Annotated in this window: 12 protein-coding genes; all 12 read left to right on the top strand. The window is 53.2% G+C overall.

The window, feature by feature from the left end:
• Positions 1 to 38: 38 nt before the first annotated feature.
• The 12 genes from ACTNCH_RS00690 (at position 39) to ACTNCH_RS00635 (ending at position 17409) form a co-directional block, all read left to right on the top strand.
• Positions 39 to 5720, top strand: coding sequence for a chitobiase/beta-hexosaminidase C-terminal domain-containing protein (locus ACTNCH_RS00690; RefSeq protein WP_441015757.1), 5682 nt, complete (start codon positions 39 to 41; stop codon positions 5718 to 5720).
• Positions 5710 to 7497 carry a hypothetical protein gene (locus ACTNCH_RS00685; protein WP_441015760.1) on the top strand — a complete coding sequence of 596 codons (1788 nt, stop codon included), beginning with the start codon at positions 5710 to 5712 and terminating at the stop codon, positions 7495 to 7497. Before ACTNCH_RS00690 ends, ACTNCH_RS00685 begins: the two co-directional genes overlap by 11 nt.
• Before the next feature lie 16 nt (positions 7498 to 7513).
• A complete protein-coding gene (locus ACTNCH_RS00680) occupies positions 7514 to 8404 on the top strand; it encodes a hypothetical protein (RefSeq protein WP_441015763.1) in 891 nt (296 codons plus the stop codon).
• Positions 8405 to 8416: 12 nt separating this feature from the next.
• Positions 8417 to 11092 (top strand): HAMP domain-containing protein, encoded by a 2676-nt coding sequence (locus ACTNCH_RS00675; protein WP_441015766.1) that lies wholly within the window; start codon positions 8417 to 8419, stop codon positions 11090 to 11092.
• Positions 11093 to 11113: 21 nt separating this feature from the next.
• The gene (locus ACTNCH_RS00670; RefSeq protein ID WP_441015769.1) at positions 11114 to 12820 is read left to right on the top strand and encodes an MORN repeat-containing protein; all 1707 of its coding nucleotides are present in this window, start codon (positions 11114 to 11116) and stop codon (positions 12818 to 12820) included.
• Positions 12821 to 12837: 17 nt separating this feature from the next.
• Positions 12838 to 13404, top strand: a complete 567-nt coding sequence (locus tag ACTNCH_RS00665; protein ID WP_441015772.1) for a DUF4255 domain-containing protein — start codon at positions 12838 to 12840, stop codon at positions 13402 to 13404.
• 15 nt (positions 13405 to 13419) lie between these two features.
• Complete coding sequence (locus ACTNCH_RS00660; RefSeq protein ID WP_158363019.1) at positions 13420 to 14097, top strand: hypothetical protein; 678 nt, start codon at positions 13420 to 13422, stop codon at positions 14095 to 14097.
• A 32-nt stretch (positions 14098 to 14129) separates the two neighbouring features.
• A complete protein-coding gene (locus tag ACTNCH_RS00655; protein ID WP_441015775.1) occupies positions 14130 to 14522 on the top strand; it encodes a DUF4280 domain-containing protein in 393 nt (130 codons plus the stop codon).
• 72 nt (positions 14523 to 14594) lie between these two features.
• Entirely contained in the window at positions 14595 to 16313 is a 1719-nt protein-coding gene (locus tag ACTNCH_RS00650; RefSeq protein WP_441015778.1) for a phage tail sheath subtilisin-like domain-containing protein, read from the top strand.
• 37 nt (positions 16314 to 16350) lie between these two features.
• Positions 16351 to 16791 carry a phage tail protein gene (locus tag ACTNCH_RS00645; RefSeq protein WP_158363013.1) on the top strand — a complete coding sequence of 147 codons (441 nt, stop codon included), beginning with the start codon at positions 16351 to 16353 and terminating at the stop codon, positions 16789 to 16791.
• Positions 16792 to 16864: 73 nt separating this feature from the next.
• Positions 16865 to 17233 (top strand): phage tail assembly protein, encoded by a 369-nt coding sequence (locus ACTNCH_RS00640; RefSeq protein ID WP_441015782.1) that lies wholly within the window; start codon positions 16865 to 16867, stop codon positions 17231 to 17233.
• Between the two features lie 41 nt (positions 17234 to 17274).
• The gene (locus tag ACTNCH_RS00635) at positions 17275 to 17409 is read left to right on the top strand and encodes a DUF6760 family protein (protein ID WP_262670681.1); all 135 of its coding nucleotides are present in this window, start codon (positions 17275 to 17277) and stop codon (positions 17407 to 17409) included.
• Positions 17410 to 17411: the final 2 nt, after the last annotated feature.

The raw sequence follows: 17411 nt of genomic DNA, 5'->3' as shown, positions 1-17411 counted from the left end.
AAGCTGTGCTAACATAACAGACAGAAGGAGTGTGCCTGATGAAGAAGATACATTTAGATTCTGGAAAACTGCATAAGACAGTCAGATTCCGGTATGGAATCACGGGGACACTCTGCCTGATTCTGGCAGCGGTGCTTCTGTACGTCCAGTGGGGCGGACAGCTTCTGGAGGCCCGGGCAGCCGGCGAGATCACCTATAGCGCCAAGGACGGTCTATGGTCTGAGGGACTGAAAAACGGGACGCAGTCCGGCGATCTTACGAAGGTGACCATTACAGGCATGGAAAAGCCGATCGCCGGAAGTGTAAAGGATACAGAGGCAACTCTGTATACAAACAGCGTTACAAAGACTTATAAAGTAGAAGATGAAAATGAAAGCCAGACAATCAGCGCCGATTATCTGGAAGACGCTTCTCTTTCTTTTCGGGTTCAGTATAATCTGGGAAATTCTAAAGGGAATACCTGGGATATCGGGAAATGGACCTGGAGCGCAGAAAGGAGCGACGGCTCTCAGATAACAGGTGAGAGTACCAGGAACGCCTTCTACGTGAAGGCGGTAAGAACCTATTATAATCTGGTTACCGAAGATAAGGCAGCATCGAACAAGGACAGCTTTTCGGATTTTGAGAATACGGTCCGGAGCAGGTTCCGGGCGGAATTCCCGGATTACACGGTATCCGACAGGATGCTGATGACCAACAAGGACGGAGGAAGGAATACAGGCTATGGACGGGCTTTCGGAGCCTATATCGAAGCCTATATGACAGAAAAGAACTATAAGCAGTACAACGACGGCGTGAAGCTGCCCCTGTATGTGGACGGAAAGCGGGTTGTACGAATCGATATGCTGACGGTAACGGAAGCGGACTTTTATCTTTACGATGATAAAACAGGAGTGAGTTTCCGCGCGGATTATGATGTGGCCGTTTATAAAAAGCACAGCTATAGTATGACCAATACAGCGTTGAAGGCGGCGGATCCTACGGCGGTTCTGGAAAGCGGAACGTCCTTAAGCGCCGCAGAGACCACAGGGATCTCCGCAGACGATCGGCTGACAGAAATGAAGCCCGGGGAGACGGGGCTTACGGGAATCTATGAATACTGTGTCAGCGATCAGCAGATCACCGACAAAAGCAAGATTTCCTGGAGCACCTGGGACGGACGCGCAGTGGCGTTGGCAGGGAAGAAATATCTGTACCTGCGGATGACGCCGCAGTATACATCGGGAACCTATACGAATCTCAGGCTTCCAAGTGACGCGGCCGAGTACCGGATTAGCTACCTGAACAAGGCGGCAGCGCCGGCAAAGGCAGCGCTTTCGGACGATTCCGTAAGCTTCACAACGACCCAGAGCGACGGACAGATTTTTTATACAACGGATGGCGCGGACGCAGTCTTTACGAAGGTGCAGGGAAGTACGCTGATTGCCAGTCTGAAAGCGGAAGCGGGAAAAAAGGGCTACAGCAAGGGAATCCTCAGCTATTCCGGAAAAAGCTATGTGCGTGTCAACGGTCTCTGGTATGAGTGCGGAGCAAATGTAAGCTATTACAAAACGGCAGTGGCTCTGGATTACAGCACCAACCGGCAGTATGCGGAGCTTCGCACCTGTGTGCTGGCGGACGGCTGCGCAGTGGATAACGTCAACCGGGTACACCGCTATCAGAAGCTGAATCCTCCTGCCATTTTGCTGGAAAGCGGAAGCGCTGCAGGAAGCACGGCACTGATTCCGGGAGATCGGATTGTGACGGTGACGGTGACGAATCCCTATCCTTCCACCCATGATTATTATGAAGATTACGAGGCAGAAGTAAAAAAGGTAAAGGTAGAATATGCCTTCAGCGCTACCCAGATCACGGATACGGACAGCATTACCTCCTGGACGCAGCTTCCGTCCCTTCCGGCGGATCTGCCGACCGGAGACGGGTATATTTACCTGAAGCTGGTACCTTCCGGGAATACGGGAACGAAGTTTGACGGCGTCTATGTGGAGAGCGAGGTCCGGGAATATGCCCTGAGCTACACCAGCAATCCCATGAAGTCAGAGTTCCTGAAGCTTGAGATAGAACCGGACATCACAGTAAAGGATACAGACGAGGACGGCACCGGAACCCTGAAGCTTTCCTCTACCGTCAACAATACGGTGATCGTATACAGCCTGGCCGGTGAAATTTCCGTGGAGCGCGTGGACGATACCACACTCCGGAAAGCCCTGGACGCCCAGGCAGCCGGAAGGGCGGCCGCTTATACCGAATACGGAAACCACTGCTATATCCGGGCCAACGGACTGTGGTATCGTTGTGGAGAAAAAGGAACCGTAAAGGGTACGGGCGGCGAGGAACTGAAGGCCTCTGAACTGGCAGCGGGCCTGACGGTCCATGCGCTGGCTATGGCTGACGGTTACAGCGGAACAGCCGTAAAGAAACGGACGATTCAGAGCATGAAGGCTCCGACTGTGACCCTGGAAAGCGGCAAAACGGCAGGCACGGATATGGTGTCTCCGGACGAAGTACTGACGGAGATAAAGAGCACGGCGTCAGCAGCGGGCCTGGAATATCAGTACCTCCTGACGGATCGGAAGCTGGATACGGTTTCAGACGTCATGTGGGGAAGCTGGACAGGCAGTCCGGTAGCGCTGGCAGGAAGTAAATATCTCTATGTCCGCGCAAAGACCCCGGAGGATAGTACTCATCTGAGCAGCCCGCCCAGGAGATATGAGCTGAAATATCTGACGGACAAGCCCGCAGGCGTTACAGCCAAGGCTTATGTAAAGGGTCAGGAAATTACCGGCGGTGTGGACTATGGCGATGAGATTGAGCTGATTGAGCTGAAGTCCACGGAAAACAAGGCAATTATTTTCTATACTACGGACGGAAAACAGCCTTCCTTTACGAAGCTGGCTGCAGGCGACAGCAATATTGCAGAACTGGAGCAGCGGCTGAGCGATGGAACCGCGTCTCTGAACGGAAAGCTGTATCTGAAGCTGAATGGCCTCTGGTATGAATGCGGCGCCGACACCCTTCTCTATAATAAGCAGACGCGTATTGTCGTAGACGAGACCATTTATACGGATAATTATCTGGAGATCAATGCGCAGGCTGTGGTGGAAGGCAAGGTATTCGGAACCACCGATCGGTTCAGCTACGGATTTTCCCTGCGGGAACAGGTAGCGACGCCGGTGGCGTCCGTGGCAAACGGAGCTACCGTTCAGATAGGAGATACGGTGAATCTGATCTGCGGAGAGACGAACAGCCGAATTTTCTATACGACCAATGGCAGCGCGCCGGTGGTAAACATTGTAAACGGAAAGGTGGAGCTGGGAGCAGAGACAAAGGAATTTATCACGACGCCCATTCAGATTTCCACAGATTTTGCTTCTTACGGAAGCAGTGTCACGATTACAGCGGTAGCCTGCAGATTCAAAGAGTATGCGGCAGGAATGGCCCGTACCAAGCGGGACAGCGAGCTGGCCCGGTTTACCTACAGCGTAGGAGCCCAGGCAGCGGTAGAGCCGGTTACTTCGGTTCCGGCTGCCAGCTCAGACAAGCGGACAGAGGTGACCATCGGTTCCAAGATCCGTCTGTTCTCCGCCACAGAAGGGGCTGTGATTTTCTACACGCTGGACGGCAGCGAGCCGGCCTTTGATGAGACGACGCTGAAGCCCACCGGATCCAGTACCTTGAAATACGACGCTACCCAGGGCATTACGGTACCGCCCATTACGGACAGCTCCGTGATTACGATTACGGCGGTGGCCTGGTGCGAGGGGCTGGCCAGCAGTAATATATCCAGACTGATTTTCCAGTACCCCAGCGCCGTGTCGGCACCCTATGCCACACCGGCAGCCGGAGCGGTATCGGAAAATACGCAGGTGACCCTGAAGACAGCCACAGAAGGGGCCGTGATCTATTATACAACCGATGGCAGCACCCCTACGGTCAACAGTCATGTGTATGACAGCAGCAATCCATTTGTAATCAGTAAAAATACCACGATCAAGGCTCTGGCAGTTAAGAGTAAGATGGAGAGTGAGGTCGTGACCTTTGCCTATACGGTATCTGAGAAGCTTTCCACACCGCGGGCGTCCATTGAGACTGGATCGGTAGTGGCGGCAGGAACCGTAGTGGAGCTTACCGGGGACAGCGGAGCGACCATTCATTATACGGTGGACGGCAGCGACCCGAAGAAGGCGGACAATCAGAAGGTACTGATTGGAACCAGCGTGATCTTGAGCGGCAACGCCGGGGACGTCATTACGGTTCAGGCCTATGCATCAAAGAATGGTTACAGCGACAGTGAAACCGGATATTACAGCTACAGTATCAGCAGCTACGAGGGCGGTATCTTTGCAGACCGGCCCACCGGAAGCACCGTAAAAAACGGCGATGTGATTCAGCTGAATTCCGATGTATCCGGCGCGTCGATGTACTATACCACAGACGGATCGACCCCTACCAGGAGCAGCGCCTCCGGAAGCCGGGTGACGATAAAGGGTACGCCGGGAGAAAATGTTACCGTGAAAGCCATTGCGGTATCGCCGGGTACGGATCGGGCTGTATCGGCGGCAACCTTTACCTATACGATTATGAACCGGCTGGCAGCGCCGACTTCCTCCGTTCCCACCGGAGCGGTATTTACCAAAAAGAGCGCGGTTAAGCTGACGGCGGAGACCGGAAGTATCTATTACACCACAGACGGGACCCAGCCAAGCACAGCCAGCAACCTGTATAAGGACGGCGTGGTGATTACCGGCGCCGTAACCATCAAAGCCATTGCGGTGGCAGAAAATTATGAGCAGTCAGAGGTCAGCAGCTTCACCTACGGCTTTGCGGATCAGGTATCGGCGCCCCAGGCCAGCTACGCCAGCGGCGAGCTGGAGGTCGGCACAGAGGTGGAATTCAGCTGTGAGACCGAGGGAGCCAGTATCTATTACCGGACAGACGGCGCGGATCCAAGCCTGAAGGATAAGGACGGGCTGGAGCTTTATACAGGCCCTGTGACGGTCAACCGGGCGACAACCTTTAAGATCATAGCCGTAAAGGAAGAGCTGCAGGACAGCAAGGTGGTGACCGTAGGTTACACCGTGCGGGAGCCGGAGCTTATAAAGAATACAGAGGACACGGATACGGAGCTTGAACAGACCGGAAACGGCAGACTGAAGAGCCGCAGAAGCTTTTCGGACGCCCAGTCGGGCCCCAGCTTCTCAGATGTGGTACTGAAGAACGCAGTTTACGGCGTGGTGGTAGCCTCGAAAGAGGATACGCTTCCGGACGGCGTACAGCTGGACGTGAAGCAGGTGCAGGCCTCCGACGCGGCAGAGCGGATGGTAAAGCAGCTGGTAAGCGAAAGCTATGGTATCGTGGACAGCTACGATGTGACACTTCTGGTGAACGGAGAGGCCGTACAGCCCGACGGAGAGATAGAAATCGGACTTCCGATTCCGGCGGCTTATGAGAATTCCCTGATTCAGGTGGCTTATGTGACGGAGGACGGTTCGGTAGAGCTTTATGAGACCCGCCGTTCCGGTGGAGTGGCTTATATTAAGACCAGACATCTGAGCGTATACGCGATTACTGCCCCGGTGGAATTCGCGGAGGCAGAGAAGGAGACGCCCTGGCTGCTTATCGGCTACAGCGGCGCGGTGCTTCTTCTGGGAATCGGAATCCTGCTCTTATACAGAGCGCGAAAAATAAAGAGAGAGGGCGGAGCAAGGCATGGAGAATAGGAAATATTATTCCTTTGAGCGGAACAATTATTATTACGGGAAAATGCTGACTTCCAGAGATTTCCAGAACGAGCAGTCCTATATGAATGACAAGCGGCGGCTGGAAAACCGTCTGCTACAGGGCAGCGGTATCGTCTATGGGCTCGATGTGGTAGCGGCAGATGATTCCTCGGTGATTCTGCAGTCGGGAATGGCTCTGGACCGGGCGGGACGGGAGATTGTGGTTCCCAGAACCCAGGTTTTGAAGCTTTCCACCATCGATGGATATGAGGAACTGAAGACAGAGAGGGCCGTACTCGGTATCGCTTACGCGGAAGAGGATACGGATCCGGTATACGCGGTGATGGAGGCAGAGGGCAGCGGAAAAAGCTACAACCGGAAGAAGGAAAGCTACCATTTGTTCCTCTGCGATAGAAAAGACTGTGTCCGGGACGGGAAAAAAGAGGATCAGTATCTGAAAAGCAGTCTGATTTACGAGGACGAGGACCTGTATATCACAGAGGAGGTTCCGGCCTTTGTGACGGAGCATACGATTTTAAAAGCCCGGACCAGAATCCGGAAAACCAGTCATGCGCCGGGAGTATGCTCTTTTTACGCAAATGTGACGGCAGAGGGAATGGAGCCCCAAAACTGTGAAATTCACGGGGAGAACATCAGCCTGGAATACGGCGAGGAGATGGTTCTGGAGCAGGAATTCCGTCCGGAGAGCTATATCTTCGGAAAGGAACCGGTGAAGCTTTCCTTCCTGGAAAGCAAGGTAACGAAGTCCGGCGGGGAGGAAAAGGGAAGCGACCTGGTTATGGAGGTGCTTCCGGTTCGCGGCACCCTTCTTTCCTGGCTGCGGCAGACGGGACATGCGGGCGCTCTGGATATCGATCTGGATCGAACCTATGACGAGAAGCTGTGGATTGCGGAGATCCGACTGATCCGTTCCCAGAGCCATTCCATCATTGAGCGGGTAGATAAGCCGCCCTTTGACCAGTACGTGTGTACCGCGGAACAGCTCTATATTCTGGAAAAGCTGAAGGAGTATCTGGTACCGGAGCAGGAGGCGAAAAGCGCGCCGAGCACGGACAGGACGCCGGAGCGCACCGTCGGCGCGGAGCTTCCGATCCGGGAAAAGCGCATGAATTCCAGCGGCGTATTTGAACTGTCCCTGGGAAGCGGCGGAGAAGCCGGAAAGGTTTATTTCTCAGACGAGATCATGCACGGACTCGGAAATGGTCCCGTATGCGTGGAGCTGGGGATTGAATATATCAGCAGAGACGCGGCGGCCCAGGGCGATCGGGAGGCGATCATTCTGGGAGACGGCAGTATCTTCGCAGAGGATACGACCATCACCGAGGAGCGGGTTTTCGAGGTGGATCAGGCCATCAAGATTCTTCCGGAGCGGGGCACCTTTATTGTGGGCGTCCGGCCGAAGACGAAGCTTGGCAAGATCGGCATCCGGATCCGGTGGTACGCGTTTAAGCCGGAGGATCTGGAGCAGCGTGTATACAACCGGAAGGAGCAGAAGGGCTGCATTATGCTGCAGCCGGATACGATTGTGCTGGCTCCCAAGGGCAGCGCCCATATCCAGCCGGTATTCATCAATATGCCGGAGGAGGCATTAAGCTATACGCTTCTTGATCCGGAGGGCGGCAAGGTAGACAACAACGGCGTCTATACCGCGCCGGCCCAGGAGGGCGTATACGAAATCAGAATCGAGGCGGTAAGCAATCCGGAGATCTTCACCCATGCATTTGTGATTGTATCCCAGAAAAACACCGCGGAGTAAGGACAGGTGAGAGAGCATGTTCCCAGCATTGAATATGGAGCTTGAGATCGTGAGGACAGTCCTGAAGAATTCCGTCAACGACATTTATGTCTGCACGGATACCCTGAAGGACACCGGCGTATTTTACACCATGGTTTCCATTCACGATAAGGATTGCCGGAAGATGGTAACAGAAAAACTGAATACCGAACGGATTTTCTTTTCCAACCGTGATTTTATCGGTTCCTTTGTCTATGAAAACAGACTGAATCTGGTATTCCGGTATTATCATGAAAATCTCCTGTCTTTGCTGGGAAGCGTGTATCTGGTAGAATTCGCGGACTGTAAGCGGGCGGCGCTGGGATTGATTGCAGCCTGTGCCGAGTGCGGGGCCGGCCCGGATCTGGGAAGCCTGCTTCTGAAAGAACGCAATATCAATATTACCCGGGAGGGCGAGGTACAGTTCAATTATTTCCTGGATTTCGCCCAGCTGAAGCCGGGAATGGAGGAAAGCCGCTACCTGAAGGAGGTGGCGGAGCGGGTATTCGGGATTCTGGAGCTGAAATATAAGGGAAAGTACGAATCGCCCGACAGCTATCCGGGAGACGTGCGGCTGTTCTATATGAAGATGAACACCACAGGCTTCCAGTCCCTGGGCCATATGATATCCACGATCCGAAGTATGCCGGATAAACCGGTGGAAATGCGGGGACTGCTCTGGTGGTTCAAAAGCAGGTTCCGGAGAATCCGGGGATTTCTGTTCCGCAACTCCATGACAGCCTTTCTGACGATTCTGGTGCTGGTGACGCTGGTGTACGGTCTGACACAGTTTTACAGAAGGTACACGGTGCGGAAGGCCTATGAAAGCAATGTGAGCTATAACGGCATTGAATATATCGGAAATGTATATCTGGGAAATGAAGAATAAAGGGGCGCAGCTATGAACAAAGGATTGAGAAGATTATTGCTGGTCATCTGGATACTGGCGGGAGTATACGCAGGCTGGCAGGGCATTCAAAAGAATACGGTTTCTCTGGATTCCTTGCTGGGCTTCTGTACAGCCGCGGAGGGCAGGACAGTTTCCGGCTGGTATGAAGGAAAGGACACGGTCATTGCGCGGATAGAGAAGAACGGCGCCATCAGTGGAACCTACCGGTTCCGGACCGTGAAGAAGTCCACCATGTACAATATCCGGGGTATGGCGGCCGGTGAAACTTATGTCTATGTCCTGCGGGATCGAAAGGACGCCTATACCGGAGAGCTTCTGTCCCAGGAACTGGTGGTGCTGGATTTTGAGAATCATTTCCGGAAGGAAAAGAAGGTATTTACCCTGACTCCGGAGGAGAATCATACCTTTGGCTGGATCAATGCCACGGGCGATACGATTACCCTGATTTCCACCGATAAAAATGAGACCCAGGCTATCCGCAGCAGCTATGAATTCGGAGCGGTGCTGGACGACACCCTTTCGCTGAAGAATACAAGAACCTATCCCTTGAAGACCGGGGAAGGCGTCTATAAGGCTATGGGAAACAGTACGAATCTGGTTTATATCTCCGATTCGGGCAAGGTATATTTCGCAGATGAGGAAACCGTGTACGAGGTGTATCCGGCCAGAACCCTGGAGACGCTTATGTACCCGACCTTCATTGCCTACGCGGAAAGCGGATACATCTATCTGGGCGAGCATGAGAGCGGAGATATCAGCCGTCTGAATCTGTCGGACGGTTCCGAGGAGACGCTGCTTGGAGGCAGCAGCCCCTTCGGCGGTTCCAGTGTGTATACGCCGCGGGATATTGCAGCCATGTCCATGTCGGGGCTCAATACCTTTACGGCCCTGGTGAAGAACGGACAGGACACGGACTTCCATTTCCTGGTGTGTGAGGACGGCAGCGGCGCAGTGCTGAACAGTCTGCATTACGGCCCGTTGGCGATTCTCTGGTTCATACTGAAGCAGTGGCTGATCTATGGAGTCATCGCCCTGGCGGCCGTACTGATGCTGGGAATGTTTTCCAGCGCTATCCGGGGCGGCCATACGATTATGGAGCGTCTCTTAAGCGCGACCGTTCCGCTGCTGGCTCTGACCATGATTCTGTTCGGTTACATTTCCTTTCAGTATTATGGCAACGCCATCGACGAGAATTTTGAAAAACAGGTGATGGACGAGGGCAATATGCTGGCGGCCCTCTTCGGACAGGAATCCTTTCAGGAAATCGAATATCCCTACGATTATTCCACAGAGGCTTACCGTTACTTAAGCCAGCAGCTGGCCACCCGCGAGCTCTATACCCGGGTTCTCTATTACGAGAGCGGTGAGATTTACGTGGGTGTGGATAAGAACAGCCCCTGCTTCTACCCCGGCGAGATTCTGATGAATCTTCCGGCGGAGACGCTGTATAAACGGGCGGCTCTTACCGGAGAGTCGGTAAACGGCGTAATTACGGATCAGCAGGGACGGCGTCTGGTGTGTATCACCCCGGTGGGTGGTCTGTCCGGCGAAACCGTGTACCTTCTGGAGACCGGCGTCTATACGGCGAATATTTCAGCTTATACAGCCAACTATGTGAAGGATTTCGCAGTGGTCTGCGCGGCCTTCCTGGTCATTGTACTGGTGATGCTGATGGTGCTGTTTTACCGGATCCTTGCTCCCATCGGAGAAATCAAGCGGGAAATGCAGCTGTTTGCGGACGGCGACCGGAGTATCCGGATCCGCAGCACCTCCGAGGACGAGCTTACAGGGATCACCCAGGTCTTCAATAAGATGGCCGACGATATCAATGTGCAGATTGTCAGTCTGGAGCGGATGAGCGAGACCTATTATCACTTTGTACCGCCCAGTATGATTGGACTTTTGGGACAGGATAATCTGGCTTCCCTGACGCTGGGAAGCAGTGTAAAGGGTAATTTTGCCGTGATGAATGTGCGGCTTTATCCGGAGGAATCCCTGTCCATGGAACAGAAGGAGGCTTTGATGAACCGGTTCTTCAGTACTGTCAACCGGTTTGCGAAGCAGAGTGAGATTGTTTCGATTGTAGATGACGCCAATCTTCAGAGCATGATCCTGATTTGCAAGGAGGGCGCAGAGGCAGCCGCCCTGGCCGCCCTGACGATTCTGGCCCGGATTGACGCGGAAAACCGTCTCTATGGAGCAGAGGGACAGCTGGACGTGGCCTTTGTGGTGGATCAGACCGATGTATTCTTCGGTATCTGCGGCGACGAGGAGCGTTATATTCCGGTGGTGCTGGCTCCGAAATTCGAGAAGCTCCTGGAGCACGCGGAATTCCTGCGGAGCATGGGAAGCCGCTTCCTGATGACAGAAGCAGCCGGAGAAAAGCTGGGAAGCGCCACGCGATACGCGAGACGTTATGTGGGCCGTCTGAAGACGGAGGATCTGGATATCGGTCTTGTGGATATGTATGACGAAAAGGGCGCGGACGAGGTGCGCGTGATGAAACAGAGTCAGCACGCCTTTGACAAAGCCATGGAGCTTTACGAAAAGGGCTTCTACTATGAGGCAAAGAACCTGTATGCGCGGGTATTGCGGGAAAATCCCGGAGATATGGCTGCGAAGTATTATATCTTCCGCTGCGAGGCATTACAGGCAGAAGAGAAGTAACTGGTTGGAGGAAGGAAAGGAATGGGAAGTCTGTTTAAGCTTATAGCAAATGGGATAGCCCGTATGTCTCAGGGAGTACAGGGTTCCTATGCTTTCACATTGCTGGGAAAGGCATTTATAAGGCTCCGTACCGCGGTTATGAATCCCTTCCAGAGGGTAGTACGCCGGGTACAGCAGCTCTTCAACGCTAATATTATCACGTCCAAGCTGGTAACGCCCATCAATGCAAAGGTCCGGAAGGTTTTAAACGGCGAGGCCAAATCTCCCGAGGATTATTACACAGTTGGAAGATTCTGGATTTCAAAAATGCTGGTTTACTTTCTGATTCTGGCCGGGTGCGCGGCGGTATTTATCTATTTCAACTGGATAGCGGCCCCCCTTTCCGATACTACGGCGTCGGAAAATGTGACCACCACCGTTTACTATGATTACGACGATGTGAAGCTGGGAGAGTATACCGGGAAAGCCAATATCCGGGCGGCTAACGGCAAAGTGGTGTATACGGGAGATATTTCCGCAGGTGTGTGCAAGGGTAATGGAAAGCTGTGGAACCAGGACGGTGTGCTGGTATACGAGGGCGGTTTCGAAAACAACTGCTTCAGCGGAACCGGAACCCTGTACGGGGCCAACGGCGCGGCGCGGTACACCGGAGAATTTAAAGACAATCAGTTTTCCGGCAGCGGCGTTCTGTATTTTGAAAACAAGAGCATAGCATATACAGGCAATTTTGAAAACGGAGCCTTCCAGGGCGAAGGGACCCTCTATAACGAGTCCGGAGCCGTAATCTATGAAGGAGAGTTCCAGAACGGCGTCTATCACGGAACAGGCATCAGCTATTATGACAGCGGCGTGAAGCAATACGAGGGAGAGTTTTATCTGGGACGCTTCCAGGGAAGGGGAACCTCCTATGACGCGTCGGGCCGGAAGCTGTTTGAAGGCCAGTTTGCCAGAGGCGGGATTCAGTGTGAGGCGCTTCTGGGACAGACCCTGGATAAGGTACTGGAGATGACCGGGGAGAAGCCCATGGTCTACTACAATGAAGGCAGTACCAGCTTCCTGTTTGAGCGGGCGCAGCTGATTCTGAAGGCGGACTGCCTGGTGGAGCTGCAGCTGGACAGCGCCTCCACCTCGGAGGGAGACAGCTACTATGTGCCAAACGACAATGGAGAGACCCTGGACGAGACGGAGTCAAGCCAGCTTACCGATACCACTGCGGCTGCGGCAGACAGCAGCACAACGACGGCAGACGGAACCGTGATTACCATAGAGAAATCTGCGGCGGAAAAGGCCGCGGAGGAGGAACAGCAGCGGCTGTCCACCCTTCCTATTTTGAATGGTTACCATATTTATTATTATCTGAGTAGCGACAAATGGCAGTCGGCAGCAGACCTGGACGGATCCGCCGTCAATATTACGGCGGTAACAGCCTACGGAGACAGCCTGAATGTGGATTTCCTGGAGAAATCCCTGAAGACGCCGGAAAACGGCGGCGTGGGACTTCAGGAGTGCGTGGCCATCGATCGGATCCGAATGGATATTCCGACGGCCTTCAGCTCCGTAAGCTATGAGCTGACAACCAGGAATAAGACTTATCTTGAGGTCAGCGGGGTCAATATGGCGGAAGCCATCTATGAAGAAGTATGTGAAGAGAACAACGTGCGTTACCGGCTCTGTTATGAAATGGACGATCCGGAACAGCTGATGTTCCTTACCGTAGAAAATAAGTAGAAGGAGAGGGCGAATTTATGGCAGATTTTTCGGTGATATCAGATGTGAGCAATGAAGTGCTGAAAGTGCTGCGGGAAAACATCTGTCCGGAATTGATTCAGTCGCCGGAGTCCATCGCGCTGGCTGTACCTACAGACAAAAACGCGGATTTTCAGTTGGGCTTGTATCTGTATGACATTCAGGAGCTGCGGGAATATCAGCAGCAGGATCTGATACGTCTGCGGGGCAATAAAGCCCAGTATCCGCCGAAGCCGCTGAACCTGTTCTTTGCGCTTTTTATCAACACAAAGTCGCAGTTTATGTCCAATATGGAAAATGAGCAGAGAATTCTGGGCAGGGCCATGCAGGTGCTGATGGATCATGCGATTCTGTATGAGACGGCGGAGGAGGAAGAGGATACGACGGCTTCGGTGACACTCTTACCCTTGAGCTACGAGGAAAAGACCAAAATCTGGTCGGTGCTGTCCGTTCCCTATCAGCTGGGAATCTATTTCAGCGTGGCGCCGGTGCTTCTGTCTTCCAGAAGAGTACGGAGCTTCCGCCGCGTAGTGGCAGCGGAATTCGATGTGGCGAACCGGGGATAGACAGGGAGGAATGCGATGATTCGGATGAAGATAGCCTTTGCGCTGCGGCTGGTGGACGATTATTCGGGAAAGGATATCCGAAAAAACAGCTTTCTGTTTTCTATCGGGGAGCGTATCGTGCATCCGGTAGAAAAGGAGAACGGGCTTTATATTTTTCTGGAGCCCCAGGAGGCTGTGACCAGGGTTCATCTGGAGGGTCCCGATTATCACCCCTGTACCGTACAGGTGGAGAAAAAGCATTTGAGCCCGGAGGAACCGGTGGCCGAGGTGCGGATGTACCGGAGGCCGGGCCGGGGCGGCTGTGAATATCTGGAGGGACAGCTTCCGAAGGAGGACGCCCCCTTCCCCAGAAAGGTGTGCTTCTTACGGGAAAAGCCCACAGGGCTTACCTTCCGGGAATTGCGCAGGATTGGGGAAGAGTACTGGTTTTTGTTTCAGGGCTTTACCCGGGAGGATTTAACCGGGAAACCCTGTATGCTGGAAAACAGAGGTGAGTTTTTTCCCTTTGTCATTATGGAAAAACGCGGTATCAATGAATATCGCGTGGAACCGGAGGAGAAACCTCCGGAGCAACTGGAAAAGGGCGGGGCGCTGGTGCGGATATACCGTACGGTAACAGACCAAAACGGAGCCTACGCGATCCCGGTGGGACCGGGAGAAGGAAAAGAAGCAGGAAAGGTCATACCGCTTTAGCGGGAATTGCCTGAAAGGAAAGGGGGTTGAAAATGCCGGTTATTGTGACTGCAGGAGCGCAGCTTATGTGCAGCTTCGGCATGGCGCCGTCTGTACTGAATGTACTTCCGGCTGCGAAGGTTCAATGCAGCAGCATGGCGCCTGCCTGTATCACAGACAATCAGCCGATGGTAAACATTATGCCCTTTGGTATGTGTACTTCCATGGCGAACCCGCAGGTAGCGGCGGCGACTGCGGCAGCGCTTGGAGTGCTTACACCGATGCCCTGTATACCGGTGACGTCAGCACCCTGGGCGCCGGGCAGCCCGACCGTCCTGGTCGGTGGGAAACCAGCAGTGAATCACACATGTAAATGCATGTGCAATTGGGGCGGGGTTATCCAGGTGGTAAATCCCGGTCCGGCCACAACGACTATGATTCCATAGGGTTGTGTAACAAGAGATATCAATTTGAAAGGAGGAAGGGCGAAGTAGAAAGCTTCGTGCCGAAAAAAGAAAATGGCAGAATATTTATCTCCAGGAGTATATGTAGAGGAATTTGAGTCAGGCTTAAGACCGATGGAGGGCGTGGGAACCAGTACAGCCGGATTCATCGGAATGGCTGAAAAAGGAAAAGTAAGCGGAACGCCGGAATTTGTTACCAGCTTCGCGGATTTCAACCGGAAATTCGGCGGTTATCTTCCGGAGAGCACCTATGGGGAATTCCGTTATCTGGCTTACGCGGTAGAGCAGTTCTTTGCCAACGGCGGATCCCGCTGCTACGTGATGAGAACGGTAGCCTCTGACGCGGCCACAGCAGGCGTAACAGCCAACGGAATCAGCATTCAGGCAAAGAATCCCGGAAAATGGGGCAATGAAATCAAGGTTACCGCAGTAGCGGCTTCCAAGGGAAAGACAGCCATAATTGAGGCAACCGGCGATGACGCCACAGGCAAGGTATATACCGTAGCCAACGGATCTGTATTCGCAGAGGGCGACATCATCGCTATCCGCAATAACGGTAAGGTGACCGGTTACAATAAGATTTCCATGGTACAGGGCAATACCATCACACTGGCTAATCCGGTGAAAGAGGATCTGGTAGACAAGAATCCGGTACCGAAGAAGGTACTGTCCGCGTGCGAAATGAACATTGAGATTGCGTACCGGGATCAGGTAGAGATTTACGAGGGCGTGTCCCTGAATATCGGGGCTGCTTCCTACATCGCAAAGGTTCTTTCCAAGTCTGAACTGGTAGATGTGACTGCGGAAGAAAGCAAGGAAATCGGAAGCCCGCTGGCAGTTTTCGGCGCTGCAGCTGACGCGGAGAAGGCAGTGGTATTCCTGGCAGGCGGTTCTGACGGCGGCAAAAAGGGAATCACAGATGACGTATTTATGGGCAGGGACGGCGGCCCGGGCAAGAGAACCGGTCTGGCAGCCTTTAAAGAGCTGAGCAATGTGAGTATCATGGCGATTCCGGGCGTGACAAGTCCGGCCGTTCAGCTGGCGCTGGTGGCGCACTGCACCAATACCGGAGCAAGCTTCGCGGTTCTGGATGTTCCGCAGGATCTGACCAAGCCCCAGGATGTGCTGGCACACAGAGAGAAGATTGATTCCGATTATGCGGCAATGTATCACCCCTGGATCCAGATCTACGACGCGCTGAACAAGAAGCCGGCATACATTCCGCCTTCAGGAGCTGTGTGCGGTATCTATGCGAGAAGCGATGTGGAGAGAGGCGTACATAAGGCTCCGGCCAACGAAGTTGTATACAACTGCATCGGTCTCTCCTGCCTGTACAATAAGGCAGAGCAGGATATCCTGAATCCGGCCGGCGTGAACCTGATTCGCGCGCTTCCGGGACAGGGCATCCGCGTATGGGGCGCAAGAACCTGCTCCAGCAACAGCCTGTGGAAATATGTCAACGTTCGCCGTCTGTTCATCTATCTGGAGGAGAGTATCAAGTCCCAGACCAACTGGGCGGTATTTGAGCCCAACGATGAAATGCTGTGGGCAAGAGTAGGACGTACGATCCGCGCGTTCCTGCGTGACATGTGGAGAAGCGGAGCTCTGGTGGGCAATACGGAGGATCAGGCCTTCTATGTAAATATCGGCAGAGATACCATGTCCCAGAGCGATATCCTGAACGGCCGTCTGATCTGTGAAATCGGCGTAGCGCCCAGCCGTCCGGCTGAGTTCGTAATCTTCCGTATTACACAGTTCATGGAAGAATCATAAGAGCCTGCAAAAAATAAGATAAAGGAGGAATAAAGAGGTGGCATATCCATTTAAAAAATATAATTATAAGGTCGAAATCGACGGTATTACAGAGGCAAGCTTTTCAGAGGTGAGCGGTTTTGACGCAAGTATCGATGTGATTGAGTACCGTACCGGCGATGAGGGCGTAAACTGGTCCCGGAAAATGAACGGTCTGACCAAATTCGGCAACGTAACCCTGAAATGGGGCATGACAAGCTCCTTAAGCTTCTATGACTGGATTACCTCCGTATCCCAGGGAACCTCCCTGGGCGAGGATCACAACAAGAATGTGACCATCACCCTGTTTGATGACGACGGATCCACCGCACTGGCAGTGTGGACGCTGACCAATGCATGGCCCAGCAAGTATACGGCTCCGGATTTCAATGCAAGCTCCAGTGAGATTGCGTTTGAGAGCGTGGAACTGGTATATGAGTCTATGACAAGAGAGAGCTAAGTAAGACTGAGATCGGATACAGGGGAAAGGGGCCGGAAGGCCCTCCCCTGTTTCTGATGGAATAGGAGCGCGTATGGAACTCATTACAGAATTTGAATTTGAACTTCCGAGAGGCTATCTGGACGAAAATGGGGAACTGCATAAAAGAGGCATCATGCGGATGGCTACTGCGGCAGATGAGATTCTGCCTCTGCGGGATCCCAGGGTAGTCAGCAATCCGGCCTATCTGACCATTATCCTTCTCTCCAGAGTTGTGACTTCTTTGGGAACGCTGACCAATATCCGGCCCAATACCATTGAGAAGCTGTTTTCCGCGGATCTGGCGTATCTGCAGAATATGTACCAGCAGATCAATTCCATGGAGGAGCTGACGGAGACCTGCGTGTGTCCGGCCTGCGGGGAAAAATTTAAGAAGCCTATAAATTTTACGAGAGCGGAATAACCGTCTATCCCAAGGACGAGCTTTACAGGGAGGTTTCCTTTGTGGCTTATTATTTTCACTGGGATTACGAGACGGTCATGCAGATGGATCATATGACCAGACGGAGATTCTGCGCGGAAATATCAGAAATCCATAAAAAGATCAGCGGAAAGCCGAAAAATATTTTTGAACTGTAGAC

Source organism: Candidatus Merdisoma sp. HCP28S3_D10 (assembly GCF_052065835.1).
GTDB lineage: Bacteria > Bacillota > Clostridia > Lachnospirales > Lachnospiraceae > Laedolimicola.
This window is presented reverse-complemented; position numbering and strand designations above follow the sequence as displayed.

Excerpts from the sequence above, each read along its gene's own strand:
- ACTNCH_RS00675 (WP_441015766.1), top strand. The coding sequence starts at position 8,417 with ATGAACAAAGGATTGAGAAGATTATTGCTGGTCATCTGGATACTGGCG.
- ACTNCH_RS00640 (WP_441015782.1), top strand. The coding sequence starts at position 16,865 with ATGGAACTCATTACAGAATTTGAATTTGAACTTCCGAGAGGCTATCTG.
- ACTNCH_RS00685 (WP_441015760.1), top strand. The coding sequence starts at position 5,710 with ATGGAGAATAGGAAATATTATTCCTTTGAGCGGAACAATTATTATTAC.
- ACTNCH_RS00650 (WP_441015778.1), top strand. The coding sequence starts at position 14,595 with ATGGCAGAATATTTATCTCCAGGAGTATATGTAGAGGAATTTGAGTCA.
- ACTNCH_RS00680 (WP_441015763.1), top strand. The coding sequence starts at position 7,514 with ATGTTCCCAGCATTGAATATGGAGCTTGAGATCGTGAGGACAGTCCTG.
- ACTNCH_RS00665 (WP_441015772.1), top strand. The coding sequence starts at position 12,838 with ATGGCAGATTTTTCGGTGATATCAGATGTGAGCAATGAAGTGCTGAAA.
- ACTNCH_RS00670 (WP_441015769.1), top strand. The coding sequence starts at position 11,114 with ATGGGAAGTCTGTTTAAGCTTATAGCAAATGGGATAGCCCGTATGTCT.
- ACTNCH_RS00655 (WP_441015775.1), top strand. The coding sequence starts at position 14,130 with ATGCCGGTTATTGTGACTGCAGGAGCGCAGCTTATGTGCAGCTTCGGC.
- ACTNCH_RS00660 (WP_158363019.1), top strand. The coding sequence starts at position 13,420 with ATGATTCGGATGAAGATAGCCTTTGCGCTGCGGCTGGTGGACGATTAT.
- ACTNCH_RS00690 (WP_441015757.1), top strand. The coding sequence starts at position 39 with ATGAAGAAGATACATTTAGATTCTGGAAAACTGCATAAGACAGTCAGA.